Annotated in this window: 19 protein-coding genes, 1 tRNA gene and 2 rRNA genes; 19 read left to right on the top strand and 3 right to left on the bottom strand. The window is 46.3% G+C overall.

The features are described from left to right. Nucleotides 1-49 precede the first annotated feature (49 nt). The 3 genes from A8140_RS22520 to A8140_RS22510 all read left to right on the top strand — a co-directional run bounded on the left by A8140_RS22520 (nucleotide 50) and on the right by A8140_RS22510 (nucleotide 3,318). Nucleotides 50-2,939, top strand: a 23S ribosomal RNA gene (locus A8140_RS22520). A gap of 87 nt (nucleotides 2,940-3,026) precedes the next feature. Continuing rightward, a 5S ribosomal RNA gene (gene rrf / locus A8140_RS22515) occupies nucleotides 3,027-3,143 on the top strand. 84 nt (nucleotides 3,144-3,227) lie between these two features. Continuing rightward, nucleotides 3,228-3,318: transfer RNA gene (locus A8140_RS22510), tRNA-Ser, on the top strand. 346 nt (nucleotides 3,319-3,664) lie between these two features. On the opposite strand, the gene A8140_RS22505 is transcribed toward A8140_RS22510, so the two are convergent. Both A8140_RS22505 and A8140_RS22500 read right to left on the bottom strand, forming a co-directional pair. Next, entirely contained in the window at nucleotides 3,665-4,021 is a 357-nt protein-coding gene (locus A8140_RS22505; protein ID WP_005530256.1) for a YibL family ribosome-associated protein, read from the bottom strand. A gap of 84 nt (nucleotides 4,022-4,105) precedes the next feature. Beyond that, nucleotides 4,106-5,101 carry a 2-hydroxyacid dehydrogenase gene (locus A8140_RS22500; protein WP_005530254.1) on the bottom strand — a complete coding sequence of 332 codons (996 nt, stop codon included), beginning with the start codon at nucleotides 5,099-5,101 and terminating at the stop codon, nucleotides 4,106-4,108. A 176-nt stretch (nucleotides 5,102-5,277) separates the two neighbouring features. Between A8140_RS22500 and A8140_RS22495 the strand changes: the two genes are divergently transcribed. Continuing rightward, nucleotides 5,278-5,760: a L,D-transpeptidase family protein gene (locus A8140_RS22495; protein ID WP_005530252.1), complete on the top strand. Its 483-nt coding sequence runs from the start codon at nucleotides 5,278-5,280 to the stop codon at nucleotides 5,758-5,760. A gap of 25 nt (nucleotides 5,761-5,785) precedes the next feature. Here the strand turns inward: A8140_RS22495 and A8140_RS22490 are convergent, their stop codons facing one another. Next, a complete protein-coding gene (locus tag A8140_RS22490; protein WP_005530250.1) occupies nucleotides 5,786-6,496 on the bottom strand; it encodes a glycerophosphodiester phosphodiesterase family protein in 711 nt (236 codons plus the stop codon). Between the two features lie 407 nt (nucleotides 6,497-6,903). Here A8140_RS22490 and A8140_RS22485 point away from each other — a divergent pair, with 407 nt between their 5' ends. The 15 genes from A8140_RS22485 to A8140_RS22415 all read left to right on the top strand — a co-directional run bounded on the left by A8140_RS22485 (nucleotide 6,904) and on the right by A8140_RS22415 (nucleotide 20,301). After that, nucleotides 6,904-7,569 carry a response regulator transcription factor gene (locus A8140_RS22485; RefSeq protein WP_005530248.1) on the top strand — a complete coding sequence of 222 codons (666 nt, stop codon included), beginning with the start codon at nucleotides 6,904-6,906 and terminating at the stop codon, nucleotides 7,567-7,569. Next, nucleotides 7,569-8,942, top strand: coding sequence for a sensor histidine kinase (locus tag A8140_RS22480; protein WP_005530246.1), 1,374 nt, complete (start codon nucleotides 7,569-7,571; stop codon nucleotides 8,940-8,942). The genes A8140_RS22485 and A8140_RS22480 overlap by 1 nt, the downstream gene beginning before the upstream one ends. A gap of 206 nt (nucleotides 8,943-9,148) precedes the next feature. Then, nucleotides 9,149-11,239: a TonB-dependent siderophore receptor gene (locus A8140_RS22475; protein ID WP_005530244.1), complete on the top strand. Its 2,091-nt coding sequence runs from the start codon at nucleotides 9,149-9,151 to the stop codon at nucleotides 11,237-11,239. Between the two features lie 74 nt (nucleotides 11,240-11,313). Further along, entirely contained in the window at nucleotides 11,314-12,081 is a 768-nt protein-coding gene (locus tag A8140_RS22470) for a DUF3450 domain-containing protein (protein WP_033000013.1), read from the top strand. Further along, nucleotides 12,082-13,449 carry a MotA/TolQ/ExbB proton channel family protein gene (locus tag A8140_RS22465; RefSeq protein WP_005530240.1) on the top strand — a complete coding sequence of 456 codons (1,368 nt, stop codon included), beginning with the start codon at nucleotides 12,082-12,084 and terminating at the stop codon, nucleotides 13,447-13,449. It abuts the gene before it with no gap. Further along, complete coding sequence (locus A8140_RS22460) at nucleotides 13,449-14,003, top strand: MotA/TolQ/ExbB proton channel family protein (RefSeq protein ID WP_005530238.1); 555 nt, start codon at nucleotides 13,449-13,451, stop codon at nucleotides 14,001-14,003. Before A8140_RS22465 ends, A8140_RS22460 begins: the two co-directional genes overlap by 1 nt. Further along, complete coding sequence (locus A8140_RS22455; protein ID WP_005432634.1) at nucleotides 14,000-14,404, top strand: ExbD/TolR family protein; 405 nt, start codon at nucleotides 14,000-14,002, stop codon at nucleotides 14,402-14,404. The genes A8140_RS22460 and A8140_RS22455 overlap by 4 nt, the downstream gene beginning before the upstream one ends. Then, nucleotides 14,404-15,024, top strand: a complete 621-nt coding sequence (locus A8140_RS22450; RefSeq protein WP_005530236.1) for an energy transducer TonB — start codon at nucleotides 14,404-14,406, stop codon at nucleotides 15,022-15,024. Before A8140_RS22455 ends, A8140_RS22450 begins: the two co-directional genes overlap by 1 nt. Next, complete coding sequence (locus A8140_RS22445) at nucleotides 15,021-16,193, top strand: tetratricopeptide repeat protein (protein ID WP_005530234.1); 1,173 nt, start codon at nucleotides 15,021-15,023, stop codon at nucleotides 16,191-16,193. The genes A8140_RS22450 and A8140_RS22445 overlap by 4 nt, the downstream gene beginning before the upstream one ends. 173 nt (nucleotides 16,194-16,366) lie before the next feature. Beyond that, entirely contained in the window at nucleotides 16,367-17,212 is an 846-nt protein-coding gene (locus A8140_RS22440) for a CPBP family intramembrane glutamic endopeptidase (protein ID WP_005530232.1), read from the top strand. Between the two features lie 136 nt (nucleotides 17,213-17,348). Continuing rightward, complete coding sequence (locus A8140_RS22435; RefSeq protein ID WP_005530229.1) at nucleotides 17,349-17,978, top strand: PepSY-associated TM helix domain-containing protein; 630 nt, start codon at nucleotides 17,349-17,351, stop codon at nucleotides 17,976-17,978. Nucleotides 17,979-18,001: 23 nt separating this feature from the next. Further along, nucleotides 18,002-18,541, top strand: a complete 540-nt coding sequence (locus A8140_RS22430) for a DUF2271 domain-containing protein (RefSeq protein ID WP_005530227.1) — start codon at nucleotides 18,002-18,004, stop codon at nucleotides 18,539-18,541. Between the two features lie 16 nt (nucleotides 18,542-18,557). Beyond that, entirely contained in the window at nucleotides 18,558-19,388 is an 831-nt protein-coding gene (locus A8140_RS22425; RefSeq protein ID WP_005530225.1) for a DUF4198 domain-containing protein, read from the top strand. Between the two features lie 44 nt (nucleotides 19,389-19,432). Continuing rightward, complete coding sequence (locus tag A8140_RS22420; RefSeq protein ID WP_005530223.1) at nucleotides 19,433-19,753, top strand: hypothetical protein; 321 nt, start codon at nucleotides 19,433-19,435, stop codon at nucleotides 19,751-19,753. Further along, on the top strand, nucleotides 19,750-20,301 hold the full coding sequence (locus A8140_RS22415) for a DUF6162 family protein (protein WP_005530221.1): 552 nt from the start codon (nucleotides 19,750-19,752) through the stop codon (nucleotides 20,299-20,301). The genes A8140_RS22420 and A8140_RS22415 overlap by 4 nt, the downstream gene beginning before the upstream one ends. Nucleotides 20,302-20,320: the final 19 nt, after the last annotated feature.

The raw sequence follows: 20,320 nt of genomic DNA, 5'->3' as shown, positions 1-20,320 counted from the left end.
TAGCGACTTTGGTTGTTTAACTTCAATTCGAAACTCCTTCGGGTTGTATGGTTAAGTGACTAAGCGTACACGGTGGATGCCTTGGCAGTCAGAGGCGATGAAGGACGTATTAACTTGCGATAAGCCCAGATTAGGTAGTAAAAACCATTTGAGTCTGGGATTTCCGAATGGGGAAACCCACTAGCATAAGCTGGTATCGCTGCGTGAATACATAGCGCAGCGAGGCGAACCGGGGGAACTGAAACATCTAAGTACCCCGAGGAAAAGAAATCAACCGAGATTCCGAAAGTAGCGGCGAGCGAAATTGGACTAGCCCTTAAGCTTTTTATGCGTCAGGTGAAACTTCTGGAAAGTTGTGCGATACAGGGTGATAGCCCCGTAACCGGCAACGCATTTAAAGTGAAATCGAGTAGGGCGGGACACGTGATATCCTGTCTGAATATGGGGGGACCATCCTCCAAGGCTAAATACTACTGACTGACCGATAGTGAACCAGTACCGTGAGGGAAAGGCGAAAAGAACCCCTGTGAGGGGAGTGAAATAGAACCTGAAACCGTGTACGTACAAGCAGTAGGAGCACCTTCGTGGTGTGACTGCGTACCTTTTGTATAATGGGTCAGCGACTTATATTCAGTGGCAAGGTTAACCATCTAGGGGAGCCGTAGGGAAACCGAGTCTTAACTGGGCGTTCAGTCTCTGGATATAGACCCGAAACCAGGTGATCTAGCCATGGGCAGGTTGAAGGTTGAGTAACATCAACTGGAGGACCGAACCGACTAATGTTGAAAAATTAGCGGATGACTTGTGGCTAGGGGTGAAAGGCCAATCAAACCTGGAGATAGCTGGTTCTCCCCGAAAGCTATTTAGGTAGCGCCTCGGACGAATACTACTGGGGGTAGAGCACTGTTAAGGCTAGGGGGTCATCCCGACTTACCAACCCTTTGCAAACTCCGAATACCAGTAAGTACTATCCGGGAGACACACGGCGGGTGCTAACGTCCGTCGTGGAGAGGGAAACAACCCAGACCGCCAGCTAAGGTCCCAAATTACTACTAAGTGGGAAACGATGTGGGAAGGCTCAGACAGCCAGGATGTTGGCTTAGAAGCAGCCATCATTTAAAGAAAGCGTAATAGCTCACTGGTCGAGTCGGCCTGCGCGGAAGATGTAACGGGGCTAAGTAGTAAACCGAAGCTGCGGCAATGCACTTTAGTGCATTGGGTAGGGGAGCGTTCTGTAAGCGGTTGAAGGTGTGTGGTAACGCATGCTGGACGTATCAGAAGTGCGAATGCTGACATGAGTAACGATAAAGGGGGTGAAAAACCCCCTCGCCGGAAGACCAAGGGTTCCTGTCCAACGTTAATCGGGGCAGGGTAAGTCGACCCCTAAGGCGAGGCCGAAAGGCGTAGTCGATGGGAAACGGGTTAATATTCCCGTACTTCTTACAATTGCGATGGGGGGACGGAGAAGGCTAGGTGGGCCTGGCGACGGTTGTCCAGGTTCAAGTGCGTAGGCTGAGAGATTAGGTAAATCCGGTTTCTCTTAAGGCTGAGACACGACGTCGAGCTACTACGGTAGTGAAGTCATTGATGCCATGCTTCCAGGAAAAGCCTCTAAGCTTCAGATTGTAAGGAATCGTACCCCAAACCGACACAGGTGGTCGGGTAGAGAATACCAAGGCGCTTGAGAGAACTCGGGTGAAGGAACTAGGCAAAATGGTACCGTAACTTCGGGAGAAGGTACGCTCTCGACGGTGAAGTCCCTCGCGGATGGAGCTATTGAGAGTCGCAGATACCAGGTGGCTGCAACTGTTTATTAAAAACACAGCACTGTGCAAAATCGTAAGATGACGTATACGGTGTGACGCCTGCCCGGTGCCGGAAGGTTAATTGATGGGGTTAGACTTCGGTCGAAGCTCTTGATCGAAGCCCCGGTAAACGGCGGCCGTAACTATAACGGTCCTAAGGTAGCGAAATTCCTTGTCGGGTAAGTTCCGACCTGCACGAATGGCGTAATGATGGCCACGCTGTCTCCACCCGAGACTCAGTGAAATTGAAATCGCTGTGAAGATGCAGTGTACCCGCGGCTAGACGGAAAGACCCCGTGAACCTTTACTACAGCTTGGCACTGAACATTGACCCTACATGTGTAGGATAGGTGGGAGGCTTTGAAACTAGTACGCCAGTATTAGTGGAGCCGTCCTTGAAATACCACCCTTGTAGTGTTGATGTTCTAACGTCGACCCCTTATCGGGGTTGCGGACAGTGCCTGGTGGGTAGTTTGACTGGGGCGGTCTCCTCCCAAAGCGTAACGGAGGAGCACGAAGGTGGGCTAATCACGGTTGGACATCGTGAGGTTAGTGCAATGGCATAAGCCCGCTTGACTGCGAGAATGACAATTCGAGCAGGTGCGAAAGCAGGTCATAGTGATCCGGTGGTTCTGAATGGAAGGGCCATCGCTCAACGGATAAAAGGTACTCCGGGGATAACAGGCTGATACCGCCCAAGAGTTCATATCGACGGCGGTGTTTGGCACCTCGATGTCGGCTCATCACATCCTGGGGCTGAAGTCGGTCCCAAGGGTATGGCTGTTCGCCATTTAAAGTGGTACGCGAGCTGGGTTTAGAACGTCGTGAGACAGTTCGGTCCCTATCTGCCGTGGGCGTTGGAAGATTGAAGGGGGCTGCTCCTAGTACGAGAGGACCGGAGTGGACGAACCTCTGGTGTTCGGGTTGTGTCGCCAGACGCATTGCCCGGTAGCTAAGTTCGGAATCGATAACCGCTGAAAGCATCTAAGCGGGAAGCGAGCCCTGAGATGAGTCTTCCCTGATACTTTAAGTATCCTAAAGGGTTGTTCGAGACTAGAACGTTGATAGGCAGGGTGTGTAAGCGTTGTGAGGCGTTGAGCTAACCTGTACTAATTGCCCGTGAGGCTTAACCATACAACACCCAAGGGGTTTTGATGGACTCAAAGCAAGAACGAATTGAATGTGTAAGAACTGAAACAGCTTTCCGAATTAAAGAATTTGCTTGGCGACCATAGCGATTTGGACCCACCTGACTTCCATTCCGAACTCAGAAGTGAAACGAATTAGCGCCGATGGTAGTGTGGGGCTTCCCCATGTGAGAGTAGGACATCGCCAGGCTTTAATATCGCTTTTAGATAGATCTAAAGGCAAAACTAAGAATTAGCATCATTAGTGTAAGACTAAATTTTAGTAACAATTTGTGGAGAGATGGCTGAGTGGTTGAAAGCACCGGTCTTGAAAACCGGCATACGTTAATAGCGTATCTAGGGTTCAAATCCCTATCTCTCCGCCACTATTAAGAAGCCTCGCTAGAAATAGCGAGGCTTTTTTCATTTCTGACGTTTGAGAATTAGACGGAATTTGCATTAAGTCCCAAGTCAGTCGCGACTTAGGATTAGTCGTCCTCGAACTCAGTCACTAAAAAGAAAGCCTGTTGAGAAATCAACGGGCTTTCGTCGTTTTTAGCATTTGAAAGTTGTCTAAGGTTTCACCTTCTAATAAGTTGAAAAGTGCGCATGTTGCACTGTCACTCGCCGTTTAAATAGATTTCAACCAAAACACAACTTACTGAATTTAAAATACAAAAAAGCCCAAGCTAGCTGCTTGGGCTTTTCAATATCCGTTGCTTCTTAGAGTTATTAGAACTCTTTTGGAGCGAAACCTGTCATTACGTCTAGGCGCAGTTCTTTACCCACTTTAGTCAATGGGTGAACGATAACTAGGCCGCGTACACGCTTTTTAAGCTTGCCGATATCTGCTTGCTCTGCTTTAGTGATTTCACGAGAGAATGGCATATCAAGCAGGCTTTTACGCTCTTTGTTTAGCTCGTAAGTTTGCTTGTGCTTAAGTTGATTTAGTTTCTTGGTTAGATCGTCAACTTCATTCGTGAACTTAGTAATCATTTCATGATCACCACGAGAACGTGCCGCATCCAGTTTGCGTTGGCAAGTATCTAAACGGTTGTGCAGCTTTTGAATATCGGTTTTTATGCTCATGGTAATTGGACTCAAATTTTTAATGGTCGAGGAGTATAGCATAGCTGAAATTCAACGCTCTACTATACTGCTCGATCTATTGATTTAGTTGAGCAGTTCATTACCTGACGGGTTGCCGGTAAAGAAAGCATCCACGTTGCTTAGAGTCACGGACGCGATGTTATTCAGAGCTTCATGAGTCAAGAATGCTTGGTGGCCAGTGAACAATACGTTGTGGCATGCAGATAAGCGGCGGAATACGTCATCAACAATTACGTCATTTGATTTGTCTTGGAAGAATAAGTCTTTCTCATTGTCATAGACGTCCAAACCAAGTGCACCAATCTTGCCTTGTTTCAATGCTTCGATGGCCGCCACGGAGTCTAGTAACTCGCCACGGCTGGTATTGATGATCATTACGCCATCCTTCATTTGCGAGAAGGAATTCTCGTTGAGGAGGTGATAGTTTTCTTTGCTCATTGGGCAGTGCAAAGAAATAACATCGGCCTGCGCATAGATTTCTTCAAGAGAGCAGTAGCGTGCGCCCATTTCCAACGCAAGTGGGTTTTCATATGGATCGTAGCATAGTATTTCCATGCCCAAACCTTTAAAGATGCGCATGGTTGCGATACCAATTTTGCCCGTACCGACGACACCTACGGTTTTGCCATGGAAGTTAAAACCCACTAAGCCTTCCAAGTTGAAGTTAGCATCACGAGTACGTTGGTATGCTTTATGTAGGCGTCTGTTTAAACACATCATCATGCCGACGGTGTGCTCTGCGACCGCCTCTGGCGAATAAGCAGGGACGCGCACCACTTGCAGCCCGAACTCTTTTGCTGCTTTTAAATCTACCTTATCAAAGCCTGCACAACGCATGGCGATCAACTTAGTGCCACCGAGAGAAAGCTGTTTAAGTACTGGAGCTGACAAATCGTCATTTACAAATGCGCACACCACTTCGCAGCCTTGTGCCATTTTGGCAGTCTTAGAGGTCAATCGAAAATCATGAAAATGGAATACGAAGTCACGATGATTTTTGATTTTGTTAAAAGACGCTTCGTCATAGGATTTTGCACTGAAAAAAGCGATGTTGAGCATAATACCCTCTCTATTTTTGCTGGATTTATAAAGCAATATCCTTATAAAGTAATCCAAGTTCGTTACGAAGAATAGCGAAATTTGCACACATTCAGTTTGCTTTAGAATCACCACCTGACTAGCATGGGTTCTCTTTTTTGTTTTCCCTATGAGTGGGTGAGTTAGGCGTTCTGGCGATGTCAGTAAAATGGTTGTCTTTAATCTTGTGTTGTACGTTTGTGTCCGGTGCTCAGGCTGCGGTCGACTTGGTCAAAGTTGATAAGTCAAAACGCAGAATGTATCTGATGGACAATGGCGAAGTGGTTAAAGAATATCGGATTGCGTTAGGGGCTAATCCGAAAGGACACAAGCAAGAAGAGGGTGACAATAGAACGCCGGAAGGAGATTACACGCTAGTTTACGTGATTAACGACTCCGCTTTCTATCGCTCCGTTCATATCAGTTACCCAGATGCAATTGATCGTTTGGAGGCGCATCGAAGAGGAGTTTCTCCTGGTGGTGCGATTAAAATTCACGGCCTAAAAAATGGAGAGGCTCAAGCTCCACAGTTTATTCAGAGCTTTGACTGGACCAATGGTTGTATCGCCATTACCAATGAAGAGATGGATGAATTTATCAGGCTCGTCAAAATGGGAACTCCGATTAATATCGAGTGGTAGTGGAGCTCCATTTCCGAGTTTATTTTTAAGGCATAAAACGGCTTGGGTGATCACTAAAGATACCATCCAATGCAGGTAGGTGTTTTAGCTTGTTGGGGTTGTTCACGGTATAACACATCACCTTATAACCCGCTTGTTGCAGCTTCTTGATTTGACGAGAACGCACCCAGTTAATATTGAGGTTACAGCTGTAAGCATTAACTTCTTCCAATAATAATCGGTTCTTACGAGTAAAAAACTCGCTCAAAACACCTAGCCTATAGCCTTCACAGTGCTTGTGTAGTGCCCTGATAACCTCGTGACTAAAGCTCGATAAAAGGATGTGCTCTTTAGCTAATGGGCCTTCTAGTAGAGTATGAGTGACCATCTTGGCAACATCTTCCGCTGAATGATGATCGACTTTCACTTCGATATTCAGGTTTAGGTCATTTGCCGCGGCGAGTTCTAGTAGCTCTGTTAGAGTCATGATGGATTCGTTGGCAAATTCATTGCTAAACCAACGACCAAAATCTAACGCCTTGAGCTCAGCAAGGGTCATTTGATCAATACGACCTTTGCCGTTACTGCAACGGTTCACGGTATGATCGTGGCAAACTACTAGTACGTTGTCTTTGGTTGGTTGCACGTCAATTTCAACCCAAGTCAGTCCCATATCAATAGCAGCTTGAACGCTGACTTTTGTGTTTTCCGGGTATTTACCTGCCACACCTCGGTGACCTATCAGTAGCGTTTTCATATACGTCTATTCTCAATAAGAAATTGCAGAGAATTGTACTCCTTTTTACGGCTGATCAAAGTGTTCAAATGTATGAGGAATTTTATTGGTTCGTCTTGATACCGATTAGTTAATCAAGGCGATCACACAAGTAAGTTATGGAGTTGTTGGTTGAGGACAAGGTGCCGTTCATGAGATTGCTGTAAGCGTACTATGCGTTACTTAAGTTTCTGAAAGTACTATCAAAGTAATGGGTTTAACGTGCGACTTTTCAAAGCGTTATGTAGGACGAATAGGATACTGAGAAACTTGCTGATACGCGGTGTTATCGTGGCACTCATCGAAGTAAAAACCATAAGAACTATGGTTGTTTAATTTGTAATTGAGTAATAGAATAATAATGATTTTTATTTATGTGGTGATTGATAATGTCTCGAGTTTTGATCGTTGATGATGACGTTCCGTTGTGCGGATTGTTAGAAACTGTGCTGCAAGAAGAAGGCTACACTGTCTCATCGGTACACTGTGGTGAAAGTGCGCTGCAGTACATGGAAAAAACGCCAGTCGATCTCGTTCTTCTCGATGTAATGCTACCGAATCTAAACGGTATGCAAGTCGCGCGTCGCATCTGCCAACGCTTTGCTACCCCCATTTTGATGCTCACAGCCTTAAATGATGAGAACTCGATGTTAGATGGTTATCAAGCCGGTGCAGATCAGTACATAGGTAAACCATTTAACGTCTCGGAACTCCTGATGAGAATCAAGGCCACTCTTCGCCGAGTTGGTTTGGAGCGCCAGAGACAGGCTATGTGTTCTACCGTACAAAGCATTAGTGATCAGTTAGACAGTATACCTTTAACTGGAACGGAAGCTGAGCTGTTGAGTTACCTAGTGAAAAACCAAGGTGTTGTGATCTCTAAAGCTGAACTACAGACCCAAGTTTTGAAGAAAGAGCTCAGTCCTTTTGATCGCAATCTAGATATGCACATCAGTAACATTCGACGCAAATTGGTTGAAGCGGGTTTATCCAAACAGCACATCAAAACGTTTCGTGGTAAAGGTTATAGCTACTTAGAGGTTGTGACTGGCTAATGAGATTTGTGTGTCCATCATACTTTTTGAAACGAAGAGACAGCCTCGCATTTCAGCTTTTTAGTTACATGACAGCTATCGTTATTAGTATCTTGGCCGTTCAAGCGGTTGCTGAACAAGCCTTGGTCAAAGCAATGCTAAAGGTGCCTGCTAGTGTAAAGACTGAAATGTTGGACTTAGCGCATCAAGCTAACGTGTTAATCGAAGAAGGTGATATGGATGAGCTGGCCGATTGGGCGAATGCGCAGCGCTTTTACCTGTTTGTACTCGACAAAAATCAGCACCCACTTACACACCGTCTGATGCACCCGCATTTTGAATTTAAGTTGAAGTTCAAGAGACGTTTGGACGAACAATTGGAAGGTCGAGTAAGTCGTCCGATATTCAGCATCCCTTTGGTTGGCAATAACAGCTTGATGATCCAATTGCCGCACCGATTACATCCGGCACATGATTTCATTCTTTATTTTTCTATTCTAAAGGTTGTGATTGCTGGAGTGATATTGGCACTGTTCTCATTGCTGATGGCGCGTAATCTACAGCAGCCTTTGGACCGATTGAGGGAGGCTAGCAAGAAGCTTTCTAATGGTGACTTCAATGTCAGTGTGGTAGACGAGTTGAAATCGAATACGCGAGAGTTTAATGAACTCGCGCGAGATTTTGATCACATGACCAAAGAAATCCATTCATTGGCGGAGAAGCAGCGCCGGTTAATTCGTGACGTTTCCCATGAATTGCGTACGCCTCTTGCTCGGCAAAATCTCGTACTGCATTTATTGCGAAAGCGTGTCGGTGATGGTGAACAGAGCTTAGTGAATCGTATGGAAGAAGAAGCCAATGAACTTAACCACTTGATTGGCGAGATTCTGGAGTTCAGCCGATTGGAGAATGCTCGTTACGACACAGAGCTAAAGCGCAGTGATCTAGAGGTCTTGCTGGCTCCTCAAGTGGAACGATGCAAGATAGATTTAAAAGCTAGCCAAAGCCTTTCATTTGTCTCAGATGCGACAAGAGTTAAGGCTCAATGTGATGACACTTTAGTGGTGCGATGCTTAAACAATCTGATTGGTAATGCGATTAAGTATGCAGGAGACTCTGCTCAAATAGATGTTCGCTTATCGAATAAAGCTTCTGATACACAGAGTTACTTGGCGGTAACGATTTCTGACAACGGTCCGGGAATTCCACAGAATAAGTTGTCAGATATATACGACCCATTCACTCGCTTAGATGCCTCTCGCGACAAGAAGTTAGGGGGCTATGGTCTAGGGCTAGCGATAGTTAAAGAGTCGATGAGAATGATGGGGGGCAAGGCTATCGCATTAAATCGAGCTGAAGGTGGACTTGCCGTTACTTTGCTGTTTCGGCAGTAAGCGAACTCACGCTCACGGGTAATAATGTGACTTGCATCTAGTTGATGAATCAAATTGAACACAGCCCCTTTACAAATCTTTACGAATGCAAAGAATGTAAATTCAATGCAAATGGGAATAGTTGTTATTTATATTCACTGCCGAAATAAATACAAGGGAATCACATCATAGAGTGTGCGACCCGAAAATAGTCGGAGTGAAAGGATATGTTTACTAAGAGCCAATTGGCATTAGTGATCGGTGCGGTGCTAGCAGCGCCTGCAGTGGCAGAAGTTCAAACAACAGATGAACACCTAGTAGTAGAAGGCCGTGAGTTTGGTTACAAAGCGGATACCAACAGCACAGCAATGCGTATGGAAATGACGCAGCTGGAAACTCCAGGGCAGGTTGCTGTGATCGATGAAGCAGTCATCGATGAGCAGCGTGCAAGTACACTAGGTGAGGTTCTACAAAATGACGCAAGTGTTAGCGCAGGTGGTACTAGCCGTAACCGTGAGCGTTTCTCACTACGTGGTTTTGAACTAAGCAGCTCGGATGGCTTCCTACGTGATGGACGTCAGCACTGGTCTCACTACCGTCAACCAATTGAGCTTTTAGAGCGAGTTGAAGTTCTTAAAGGACCTTCAGGCCTACTTTACGGTAAGTCTGAGCCGGGTGGCCTTGTGAACATGGTTTCGAAGAAGCCAACAACAGAAACACAAGCAAGCTTGAGCCAAGATATTGGTTCAAATGATCACTCACGCACAGTATTAGATGTGAGTGGTGCCCTGAATGAAGAAGAAACGCTGCGTGCGCGAGCGATTCTTGCCAAAGAGAGCTATGGCTCATGGCGTGAATACGGTGATGGCACTGAGCCACAGACTGACCGCGTAGTAGGTGGTCTGGTTGTGGAATATGACATTACGGAAGATATTATGGTGTCGGCTCACTACGACCGTACTAAAGATGACGGTAGTGTTGATTCAGGTGCCTACATTGTGGACGGTAAACCAGTCCGTGGTGACAAGTACATCTGGGACGCGCAATGGTCAAACATTGACAACGATGTAGAAAACTACGGCATCGATATCAATGCACAAGTGACAGATAGCGTAAATGTGAAAGCTGGCTATAACCGTCAAGACTTTAAGCGCTTTGATGTGGAATCTTACCCGAAATTCGATATGTACGAAGAAGACGGAACGATCAAGCACAAGGGTAACGAGCGTTCAGACCACTGGGTATTTGATACTGCTTACGTAGATGTGACAACAGATTTCTCTTTGTTTGGTACAGACAACACCTTCTTAGTCGGCGCAAACTACCTAGATTACAGTTACGACCGTTTTATGGCTTTCCATGACGGTGAGTATGTTCCTGCGGGTGAAACGGTCGCGAGGCCTCAGCCAACGAGCTCTAAAAAATGGCCGACTAGTGAATACGACACTTGGGGTATTTACGGGCAAAACATGATGACAATTAACGATTACTGGCAGGTACTTGCTGGTGTTCGTTATGATGAGAAACGCAGTGATGAACTGACAGAAAGTCAGGTCTCACCGAAGCTAGGTGTAATTTTCCACCCAGCAAGTAACGGCTCGATTTACGTTCAATACTCTGAGAGCTTTATGCCTCAAGGTACAGTAAATAGCACGGACTACACTAACGATGGTGAAGAGCTAGATGCAGAACGTGGTATCTCGTATGAAGTTGGTACCAAGTGGGAGCTATTTGATGAGCGTCTATACGTTACGGGTGCGCTATTCGATATCACCCTTGAAAACATCGCGCTAGATGTAGAAGACGGTGTTAATGCTGGCGGCGACGTGATGTACAAGAAGACGCAAGATGGCGAACAAGTGCACCGTGGTGCAGAAATCCTAGCGCAGGGCTTTGTAACCGAAGAGCTTTCACTAACAGCTTCTGCAATGTACCTAGATGCTGAAATCACTGAAAGTGCAGATTACAAAGGCAACCGTCCGGCAGACGTTCCTGAGTTTTCAGCAAGTGTTTGGTCTAGCTACAAAGTTCAGAACAACACCAACGTTAACCTAGGTTTGATTTATGAAGGTGAGCGCTACGGTGACGCGGCGAACACATTTAAGAAAGATGGGTATACACGTATTGATATGGGCGTGTCGTACACACACAAGTATGATGAGAACTTGGATATCGTAACTCGATTCAATGTTGAGAACCTGTTTGATACTGATTACCTAGCAGGTGGCGGTAGCACCAACAGTAAGCAAGATGGAGCGAGTGGCGTAGTGATTGGCGAAGGCCGAAACTACATGGCGACTATCCAGTTCAAGTACTGATAACAATCTGATTTTTAAAGGGGAAGAGTGGTCTTCCCCTTTAGTCGTTTTTGGAAAACAGAAATATAACTCGTATGAATCTAATGAAATCAAGTATCGCTCTGTTGATCTCATCGGTTTTGATTCCCGTTCAAGCGGAAAATCTTAACGATGCTCAAGCAGTGCAGAGTAAAACTAACCAAGCGTCTGCAGTGAGCCAGAAGCGTATCGATGCAAGTGCTGAGAAGTCTTTGTCACTAGAAGCTGAAATTGAACAGTTGAATGAAGAAGTCAGCAACTTGAAGATTTATCGCGACCACCTTTCAAACCTTGTTGATAGTCAAAACGCGGAAGTGGCAAGCTTGAATGAGCAAATTGAGCAGATCGCTCAGACTCGTCAAGGCGTAGTGCCTTTGATGTATCACATGCTTGATGGCCTTAAAACGATTGTGGCAAATGATAAACCTATCCGCAAAGCACAGCGTGAAGAGCGCATTGAAAAACTTGATGCCATGATGACCCGAGCTGACGTCGCGGATGCTGAAAAATTCCGTCGAATACTAGAAGCGTACCAAATTGAAATGGACTATGGCACTAAGATTGGCGTTTACCAAGGTAAGATCGCTCTGGACAGCGACGACCAAGTGGAAGCCGATATTCTCTACTTAGGCCGAGTGTCACTTATTGCGCGTAGCCTGTCTGGTGAGCATTTCTGGAGTTGGTCTCAGCAACAAAAAGCATGGCAAGCCGTTGGAACGGAACAGAAAGCAGAACTCGATAACGCATTTGCTATGGCGAACAAACAGATAGCACCGAGCATGCTTACTTTGCCTGTGTCTCTAAACGTTGCGGAGGGCAAATAAATGATGAAGAAATGGCTATCAGTCGCATTGATTTCGAGTACTGCGCTTCTATCGCACACCACATTTGCAAGCGACACATTACTGCAAAAAGCACAACAAGAAAATCGCCAACAGCAGTCACACAATGTGGCTCGTGAGTCTGGCTTTAAGCAAACCCAACAAGAGCTGCAAGCAATGAAAAACAAGCTTGTGGCAGAGCGAGCAGCGCTGCAAGCAGAAGCTGACACCCTCGGTGTGACATTCAGTGAAAATGAAGCTGAACTGGCTCAGCTAGAAGAAAAACTACGCCTTGAAACTGGCAGCTTAGGTGAGTTGTTTGGCGTTGTTCGTCAAAACGCAAAAGAGCTGGAAGCAGAACTTAAGCATTCTGTTACTGGTGTAGACGCAAACTCATACCAGCAAAATATCGATGATATCGTTGCCGCTAAATCACTACCAACATTGCCGCAGCTTGAAGCGATGTGGCGCAGCATGGAAGAGCAAGTTAAAGCAAGTGGTGAGCTGGCAAACGTGTCATTCTCATTGCTCGATGGTGAAGGTCGTGAGCAAACGGTTGATGGTGTCCGCCTTGGCTCAATGGTACTGTTGGACGACGCTGGTTACGTGAAGTGGAATGGGCAGCGCGGTGATGCGATTAATTACCTGCGCCAACCAGAAAATGGCCCAACGGCAAGCAGCGTAAAGGCTGGTGAAATCGATGCCGTAGTGATTGACCCATCTCGTGGCATTCTGCTTGAGCAATTAGCAAACTCACCAACAATGGCTGATCGCCTGAACGCAGGTGGTGTGGTTGGTAAGATCATTCTTGGCTTGTTAGCGATTGGTTTGATCATCGCGTTGGTTCGTGGTGTGTCACTTATGATTGCTCGTCAGAAAATCGCCAAACAGCTTAAGAACCCAGCTCAACCAGAAGATAACCCACTAGGTCGTATCTTAGCGGTTTACCAAAGAGACAAACATCGCAGCGTTGAAGCGTTAGAGCTTCGTCTGTTGGAAGCGGTAGTGGATGAGCAGACTCACCTAGAAAAAGGTTTGTCGATGCTGAAGTTGCTTGCAGCACTGGCACCGATGCTAGGTCTACTGGGTACAGTAACAGGCATGATCGAAACGTTCCAAGTGATCACTCAGTTTGGTAATGGCGATCCAAAAGTCATGGCTGGCGGTATCTCAATGGCACTTGTTACCACTGTACTTGGTCTTGTTGCGGCAATGCCATTGCTTCTTGCTCATAACGTATTGAGCTCTCAAGCTGAGAACATTCGCAATATCCTTGAGAAGCAAGGTATTGGCCTTGTGGCAGAACAAGCTGAGCGTGATATGCCAAAAGGTCAAAAAGCACCGAATACTGTAGCGGAGAACGCAGCGTAATGGAGCAGATCCTACTCAACACATTGGGTTTGATCAGTGAGGATTGGGCCTCAACCTTGATGCGTTTTATGCAGCAAGGTGGCCAAATCCTATGGTGGTTGGCAGCCGTTGTTGCGGTGTGCTGGTTACTGGTTATGGAGCGTGTACTTTACCTAACAACGGAATTTCCAAAGGTGAAGAAACAGCTTTGTGCGCAGTGGTCAGCAAGAGCCGATCATCACTCTTGGTACGCGCATCAAATCCGCGAAGGATGGATTGCCAAAGCGCACATTGAACTGCGTCAAAACCTATCAACGATTAAAGTCCTTGTGGCCATTTGTCCAATGCTAGGTCTATTAGGAACGGTAACAGGTATGATTACGGTTTTTGATGTGATGGCCACACAAGGTAGCAGCAATCCAAAATTGATGGCTTCTGGTATTTCACTTGCGACGCTGCCAACCATGGCAGGTATGGTCGCAGCACTTGCTGGCATGTTTGTGCATGCGCGCTTAGTTAAAGTGTGTGAACGCAAAGCCCTCCAGTTAGAACAATCTTTAAGGAGTCAGAAGTGAGACTCGGACGTAGAACCAATCGACAGGATGAAGCACAGATCGACTTAACCTCGATGCTGGATATTGTCTTCATCATGTTGATCTTCTTCATTGTGACTAGCTCATTTGTGCGTGAGTCTGGTGTAGAAGTGAATCGCCCTCAAGCATCGAATGTCGTTAGCCAAAAAGATGCGGGCATTTTTATTGCGGTAACCGCAGCAAATGACGTTTACATCGATAAACGTTTGGTGGACATCGAGCGTGTCGAAGCCACCATTGAGCACCTATTGCTTGAGCAGCCAGACGCATCACTTGTCATTCAAGCTGATGAGCATGCCTACAACGGAACGGTTGTTAAGGTGATGGATGCGGCGAAAGGTGCTGGTGTGAAGAACATCGCATTGGCAGCGGAGAAACCTTAATGGGCAGGCTACTACTCGCGCTACCAGCGTCAATTTTGATTGCGGTGAGCTTGTTTAGCTTTATGGCGTGGATGGTCGATAAAGGCAATCAACGTGCACCTAAGCCTTCGGAGGCGGTGCGCTTTGATATGGTGATGGTAGAGAATGATGCAGATGTTCAACGTCGTCAACGTTCTGTTCCTGAACAGCCAGAACCACCAAAAGCACCAGAGCCGATGGATTTGTCTCAAGCGGAAACCCAAGTAGAGCCGATGAGCCAAGTGACACCAACCAGCGCATTGGGTTTGAACACTGCTCTGGATGGCATTGCGATCAGTGCACCTAACTTAAAAGGCACGATGGGCAACCAACAGGCGATAATGCTTTACAGCCCAGAGCCTCGTTATCCAAGCAAAGCCCTAAAACGTAAAATGGAAGGTTATGTAGTGATGCGCTTTACCATTGATGCGACAGGCCGTCCTAAAGACGTTGAAGTGATTGATGCTAAACCTAAGAGAGTGTTCGAGAAAGACGCTATTCGTGCATTGAAGAAGTCGAAGTACCAACCTAAAGTCGAAAACGGTGTCGCGGTTGAGCGCTTTGGGCAAACCAGAAGAGTGGAGTTCAAGTTACCCAAATGATGAAGCAATTCTTTATCGGAGCGGTGTTAAGCCTGAGTGCTTTTACCACTGTCGCGAATGAACTCAGTCAGTACACGGCGACTCGTGTTCAGCGTGCTCACAACCTGGCGCAAGAAGAAAAGCTGCAAGAAGCCATTTCCACGCTCGAAGGTCTCGACTTATCTCGTGAGTATGATCAAGTGTTTGTTGCTCGCATGCTGGGTATTTTCTACTGGCAAAATGAGCAAGTTAAGCCTGCCATCAAACAACTGGAGATCGCTGTGAATAGCGGTCTTTTGAAAGACGAGCAAGCTTGGCAAACACGTAAGATGTTGGCGGATATGTTGCTCAACGAGCAGCAATTTTCTAAAGCTCTGCCTCATTACTACGACTTAAGTAAAGCAGTACCTAAAACGCAAAAAGCACACGATATTTGGTTACGTATCGCACAGTCTCATTACCAGTTAAGTCAATGGAACAAAGTGCTTTCTGCGATGGCTCGATACGAGAAATTGGGCCAGCCAGATGAGATGGCTCCGTTGTCAATCAAATTGTCTGCAGAGCTTGAACTGAAAAAGTGGGGGCCTGCAACTGGCACGATCAAACGCTTGATTGCGATTGAGCCTGAGCGTGTGGAATGGTGGCGTCAGCTTGTTGCTCTGTATTTACGTGTGGATGATGACAAGCGTGCGCTGGATTCTCTCGCTCTTGCTAAGTTACAAGGCGTCGCGTTGAACCAAGATGACTTAAGACTTCTTGCTCAGCTTTATGGCAAGCGCGGCATCCCAGAGCGAGCTGCGAAAGTGTTGGGCGAGCTCGATGACATTAACTCAGATAGCAAACTGAAAGCTCAACAAGCGACTTTTTGGCAGATGGCTAAGGAGTGGGATAAGTCGATAGCAAGTTGGCGAGTGGCTGCAAAGTTGGATCGTCAATACTACTGGAATTTGTCTCAACTGCTTGTTCAAGAAGGTCAATACAAAGACGCGCTGGTTGTTTTGGATAAGGTTTCTGGGCGTAAAGCCGATGTGGCATTAGTTAAGACTCGCGCTTACTACAAGCTGAAACGCCTAGAAGATGCACTAGCGAATGCCAAACGTGCAAACGAGATTGAACCATCAACCCAAGCCGAGAGCTGGGTGAAATACTTGTCTCAACTACGCAAAGCAAAAACGAGCCAGAATAGTTAAGCTCAATTGCAAACAGGCCATGTGTTAATGCTCGAAAGACCCGGGGTAACTCTCGGGTCTTTTTGTTTGTAAATATTGAGTCTGGTTCGATCTCTTTTTAAATATCATAACGTTATATTACCTTCATCCAGCGTTAAGACTGGAACGTCAGTTTTTCTTATAAGGACAATACGATGATTCTCGATTCTGCTATCTGGCTATGGTTACCACTTATTCTCGCAATAGGTGCGGTATTTTTGCGGCAAAGGGCGGTTGCTCTGGCTTTACTTGGACTCACGTTGCTGAGTGCAATGTTTATCGGTCGGATAGAGTTGATCGCATTCGTAAGTACTTTGGTGGTTTTGGGGGTTGCGTATCGATTGCCTATGTTGGCGTCGAACCAAAAAATGAAGCTCGTTTATTATTTGGGCTGGAGCGTTGTGGTCATTTGGTGTGTGATGCTCTTTGTGCATCTCATTCCGGGATTTAATAATCTGCAAGTTCTCGACAAAGTGACGGCAGGCCCACTAAGCGCACCTTTCTCGATGTATCTGAATTTAGATAAGCCGCTGGCTCTTTTTGCTCTCTTTCTTGCTTATCCTCTTTTGCTGGGGAGTGAGGCTAAAGGCAGAGTAAAACCTGCATTACTGGTTATGATTCCGTTACTTTCACTGCTGCCTATTGCCGCTATGCTTGGTGCATTAAAGCCGGAGTTGAGTTTGCCATCATGGTGGTGGCTATTTGCGTTAAACAACCTAATACTCACTTGTGTTGCTGAAGAAGCGCTGTTCAGAGGGTTTGTACAGCAATCATTATCCCGCCGTTTTGATTGGCGACTAGGTTTGGTTATCGCTAGCATTTTGTTCGGCTTGGCTCACTTTGCTGGTGGTCCTCTACTTATCGCATTCGCAACGTTAGCGGGACTAGGCTACGGGCTGGTGTTTCATTTCACTGGTCGCTTGTGGTGCGCGGTGTTAGCCCATTTCTTATTTAACTTCTGCCATTTGGTGTTCTTCACTTATCCTATTTTAGCTCGATAAGCTTCTCTTCATGTGCTCCCGTCGTCTCTGCCGGGAGCCTGACTCTGCCTCTAAACGTAAACAATGTAAATTAAATGCCAATACGAATGATTATCACCTAAATTACTTCCTCATTTACTGGTGATGATTGTTTTCTATGTTGCTCAAAAGCAAAGGCGTCCAGACTTGGGCACGCCGTCTGCACATTTACATTTCTATGGCTCTTTTATTGGTGACGCTGTTTTTTGCGGTAACTGGTATTACGTTGAACCGACCAGAACTGTTTGAGCGCAGTGAACCCATCATTCAGCAACACACACTCACAGTCCCTTCCGAGCAGCTATTTGCGAATGAAGGAAGCTTCCAACCTAATCGCTCTGCCCTGTTGAGTTTCTTAACACAAGAAACAGACCTGCGAGGCACACCATCGGCACTCGATGTGTATACCGAGGTTGAGGATGGTGAATTGATGGTTGGTGAGCTCTCTTTAGATTTCAAAGGCCCAGGCTACAACGCCACCGTTTTCGTCGATATGACGACGGGTGAAGCTGAAGTTGAAACCACTAACTACGGCATGGTTGCGCTGCTAAACGACCTACATAAAGGTCGCAACAGTGGCGATACGTGGAAATGGTTTATCGACATAACAGCCCTGCTAATGGTGTTTTTTGTGCTAACTGGTGTGTGTTTGCTGCTTCCAAAGAAGAAGACTTTTAGAACATCAATGCAGTGGATGAGTTTTGGCACTGCGTTATCACTCGTTATTTATTTTTTTGCTGTGCCATAACAGCCTATTCAGAGAAAAAACCAATGTTAAACATGGGCCGAATTTTTCGCCGTCACCCGTTTAGTAAAGCCGCATTGATCGCGGCTTTATCTCCTTTGCCGCTTATGGCCGCTCCTTTTCCGGATAATGCCAAAGTCGACTTTGAGTTTGAGTTACCAAAGATTGATACCTCGATGTACGCAAGACCTTATGTCGCAGTGTGGATCGAAGATGAAAAGCGTAAACCAGTCAAAACCATTCAGCTTTGGGTAGGTAAAGATGAGTGGTTAAAAGATCTTCGCAGCTGGTGGCGCAAAGTGGGTCGTTACGATCGCGAATTGGTCGATGCCGTAACGTCAGCTACTCGACCTGCAGGCCAATACCGATTTGTTTGGGATGGCACTAATGATGATGGTCAACGACTCGAACAGGGCAATTACACCCTACATGTAGAAGTCGTACGTGAACACGGTGGCCGTAATTACCTACGTCAAAAAATGCAGTTAGCGGACAGTGAAGTGCGCTACCAAATAAAACCAACGGAAGAGACGGGCGTCATTACCGTCAATTACCAAGTTAAGTGATAGAGAAGGAATAACAATGAAAACCAAAATAAAAGCGGTGGCACTAGCAAGCGTAATGGCGATGGGTTTAGCCGCGGCGACAACGGCACAAGCGCACCCTCGTTGGGTTCTTCCTTCTCATTTCACGGTATCAAAAGAAGGCGGTGATTGGCTGTCGTTCGATGTAACCGCATCTCACGGGACGTTTGTTTTTGATAAACCAGCAGGCAGTGAGCAAGCGTTTGTGATCATGCCCGATGGCCGTTCTGAGCGCCCTAACTTTGTTGTGCGTGGCAAACGCCGCTCGATGTTTGACTTCTATTTCGAAGAGGAAGGCACACACAAGGTCGCGATCAACAATCAACCTAGCTATTACACCCAGTATAAAGCAGGCCGTCGTGACACGGTTAAATGGGCAAAAGCGAGTAAAGCTGACCGTGCGAGCGTTATTCCGGAAAAAGCACGCGATGTGGTGACTCAGCTAAGCTACACCCGCGCAGAAAGCTACGTAACAGTGGGCATGCCAACAGAAAAAGCACTTGAGATTGAAGGTAAGTTGCTTGAGATGAAGCCGCTTACGCACCCATCAGATATCATTGAAGGTGAAGAAGTGATCTTCCAATTTTTCTTCAATGGGGAACCTCAACAAGGTGTGACTGCAGAAATTACTCGTGAAGGTACGCTTTACCGCAACCATCAAGAGCAAATCGACGTAGTGAGTGATAAAGACGGCAAAATTACATTCACGCCGGAAGTGGCGGGCCGTTACCTAATGAAAGCCAACTACAAAGGTGAGCTGAAAAATGACCCACTAGCAGATAAGGCCAGTGCGAATGTTCATCTGACTTTTGAAACGCAACTTAACTAATCAAAGCTTGGCTCAGTGACACACTGAGCCATTTTGGATACATAATGAAAAACCTTTCAATTCTTAAAGTCTCAGCTATTTTTGCTGGTTTTATTTCTTTTCAAGCCGCGGCGCATTTTCCATTGATGAGTTGCCATCTAGAACAAGAAAAAGTGATCTGCGAAGCGGGCTACTCTGATGGTTCAACTGCAGTGGATTACTATGTTGAGATGTACGATTACGATGACAACTTGATTGCCAAAGTAACTACAGACAAGCGTTCGATTGCTGAATTTACTCATCCTCACACGGACTTCTACCTTGTCTTCGATGCTGGTCACGAAAACCCAGTAGAAGTGGATGTGGTTGAGTTAAAAGAGAAATGATTACGCAGAAAGTTCGCCCAGATAATGGCAGTCGCGAAGGCAAATGGGTTGCTCTGACCATTGCTGGCATTCTCGCTATATCAACGCTGTTGCTGCCTTATCATCAAACCGAATCAGAACATACTGAAGCACTCGCACATCAAGTATTGATTACTGATCTTGAACAAGAAGAACTTGCCATGATTGCTGAGCTCAAACTTGCTCATGAGGAAATCCGTGATCTTCATATTGATGAAGGCCAATGGCCAGAAATCAGTGAGCTGGAAGAATTTTGGGTTGCTCCATTTGTTAAAGACCAAAGCTGGCAGCGCAGAGGCTCTCATCAGTGGCAAAAGCTGGATACGGGTCTTTACATTGGTGTGAGGCAAGGCGAGAAGGGCTCGGCTTCGATGCTCCTAGACAGTCGTCATGAGCAAGCTGATATTTGGCTCTCTACATCAGCCTCACTGGGGCAATTGAGTCACCTTATCCAGCAAGACGAGCGAAAGCAAAATGGCTGGCACCAGGTTGTCTTAATGCCTTCATCCACTGCTACGCATGCCCACTAAGTCGTTATGATCCATCAAT

The sequence above is a fragment of the Vibrio campbellii CAIM 519 = NBRC 15631 = ATCC 25920 genome (assembly GCF_002163755.1).
Classification (GTDB): Bacteria; Pseudomonadota; Gammaproteobacteria; order Enterobacterales; family Vibrionaceae; genus Vibrio; species Vibrio campbellii.
Note: the sequence above shows the minus strand (reverse complement) of the source record. Positions and strands in the feature narration are given on the sequence as shown.

Coding starts and splice junctions, on each gene's coding strand:
- A8140_RS22435 (WP_005530229.1), top strand. CDS start 17,349: ATGTTGCTCAAAAGCAAAGGCGTCCAGACTTGGGCACGCCGTCTGCAC.
- A8140_RS22450 (WP_005530236.1), top strand. CDS start 14,404: ATGGGCAGGCTACTACTCGCGCTACCAGCGTCAATTTTGATTGCGGTG.
- A8140_RS22415 (WP_005530221.1), top strand. CDS start 19,750: ATGATTACGCAGAAAGTTCGCCCAGATAATGGCAGTCGCGAAGGCAAA.
- A8140_RS22440 (WP_005530232.1), top strand. CDS start 16,367: ATGATTCTCGATTCTGCTATCTGGCTATGGTTACCACTTATTCTCGCA.
- A8140_RS22480 (WP_005530246.1), top strand. CDS start 7,569: ATGAGATTTGTGTGTCCATCATACTTTTTGAAACGAAGAGACAGCCTC.
- A8140_RS22460 (WP_005530238.1), top strand. CDS start 13,449: ATGGAGCAGATCCTACTCAACACATTGGGTTTGATCAGTGAGGATTGG.
- A8140_RS22425 (WP_005530225.1), top strand. CDS start 18,558: ATGAAAACCAAAATAAAAGCGGTGGCACTAGCAAGCGTAATGGCGATG.
- A8140_RS22475 (WP_005530244.1), top strand. CDS start 9,149: ATGTTTACTAAGAGCCAATTGGCATTAGTGATCGGTGCGGTGCTAGCA.
- A8140_RS22505 (WP_005530256.1), bottom strand. CDS start 4,021: ATGAGCATAAAAACCGATATTCAAAAGCTGCACAACCGTTTAGATACT.
- A8140_RS22420 (WP_005530223.1), top strand. CDS start 19,433: ATGAAAAACCTTTCAATTCTTAAAGTCTCAGCTATTTTTGCTGGTTTT.
- A8140_RS22490 (WP_005530250.1), bottom strand. CDS start 6,496: ATGAAAACGCTACTGATAGGTCACCGAGGTGTGGCAGGTAAATACCCG.
- A8140_RS22430 (WP_005530227.1), top strand. CDS start 18,002: ATGTTAAACATGGGCCGAATTTTTCGCCGTCACCCGTTTAGTAAAGCC.
- A8140_RS22470 (WP_033000013.1), top strand. CDS start 11,314: ATGAATCTAATGAAATCAAGTATCGCTCTGTTGATCTCATCGGTTTTG.
- A8140_RS22485 (WP_005530248.1), top strand. CDS start 6,904: ATGTCTCGAGTTTTGATCGTTGATGATGACGTTCCGTTGTGCGGATTG.
- A8140_RS22445 (WP_005530234.1), top strand. CDS start 15,021: ATGATGAAGCAATTCTTTATCGGAGCGGTGTTAAGCCTGAGTGCTTTT.
- A8140_RS22465 (WP_005530240.1), top strand. CDS start 12,082: ATGATGAAGAAATGGCTATCAGTCGCATTGATTTCGAGTACTGCGCTT.
- A8140_RS22495 (WP_005530252.1), top strand. CDS start 5,278: ATGTCAGTAAAATGGTTGTCTTTAATCTTGTGTTGTACGTTTGTGTCC.
- A8140_RS22500 (WP_005530254.1), bottom strand. CDS start 5,101: ATGCTCAACATCGCTTTTTTCAGTGCAAAATCCTATGACGAAGCGTCT.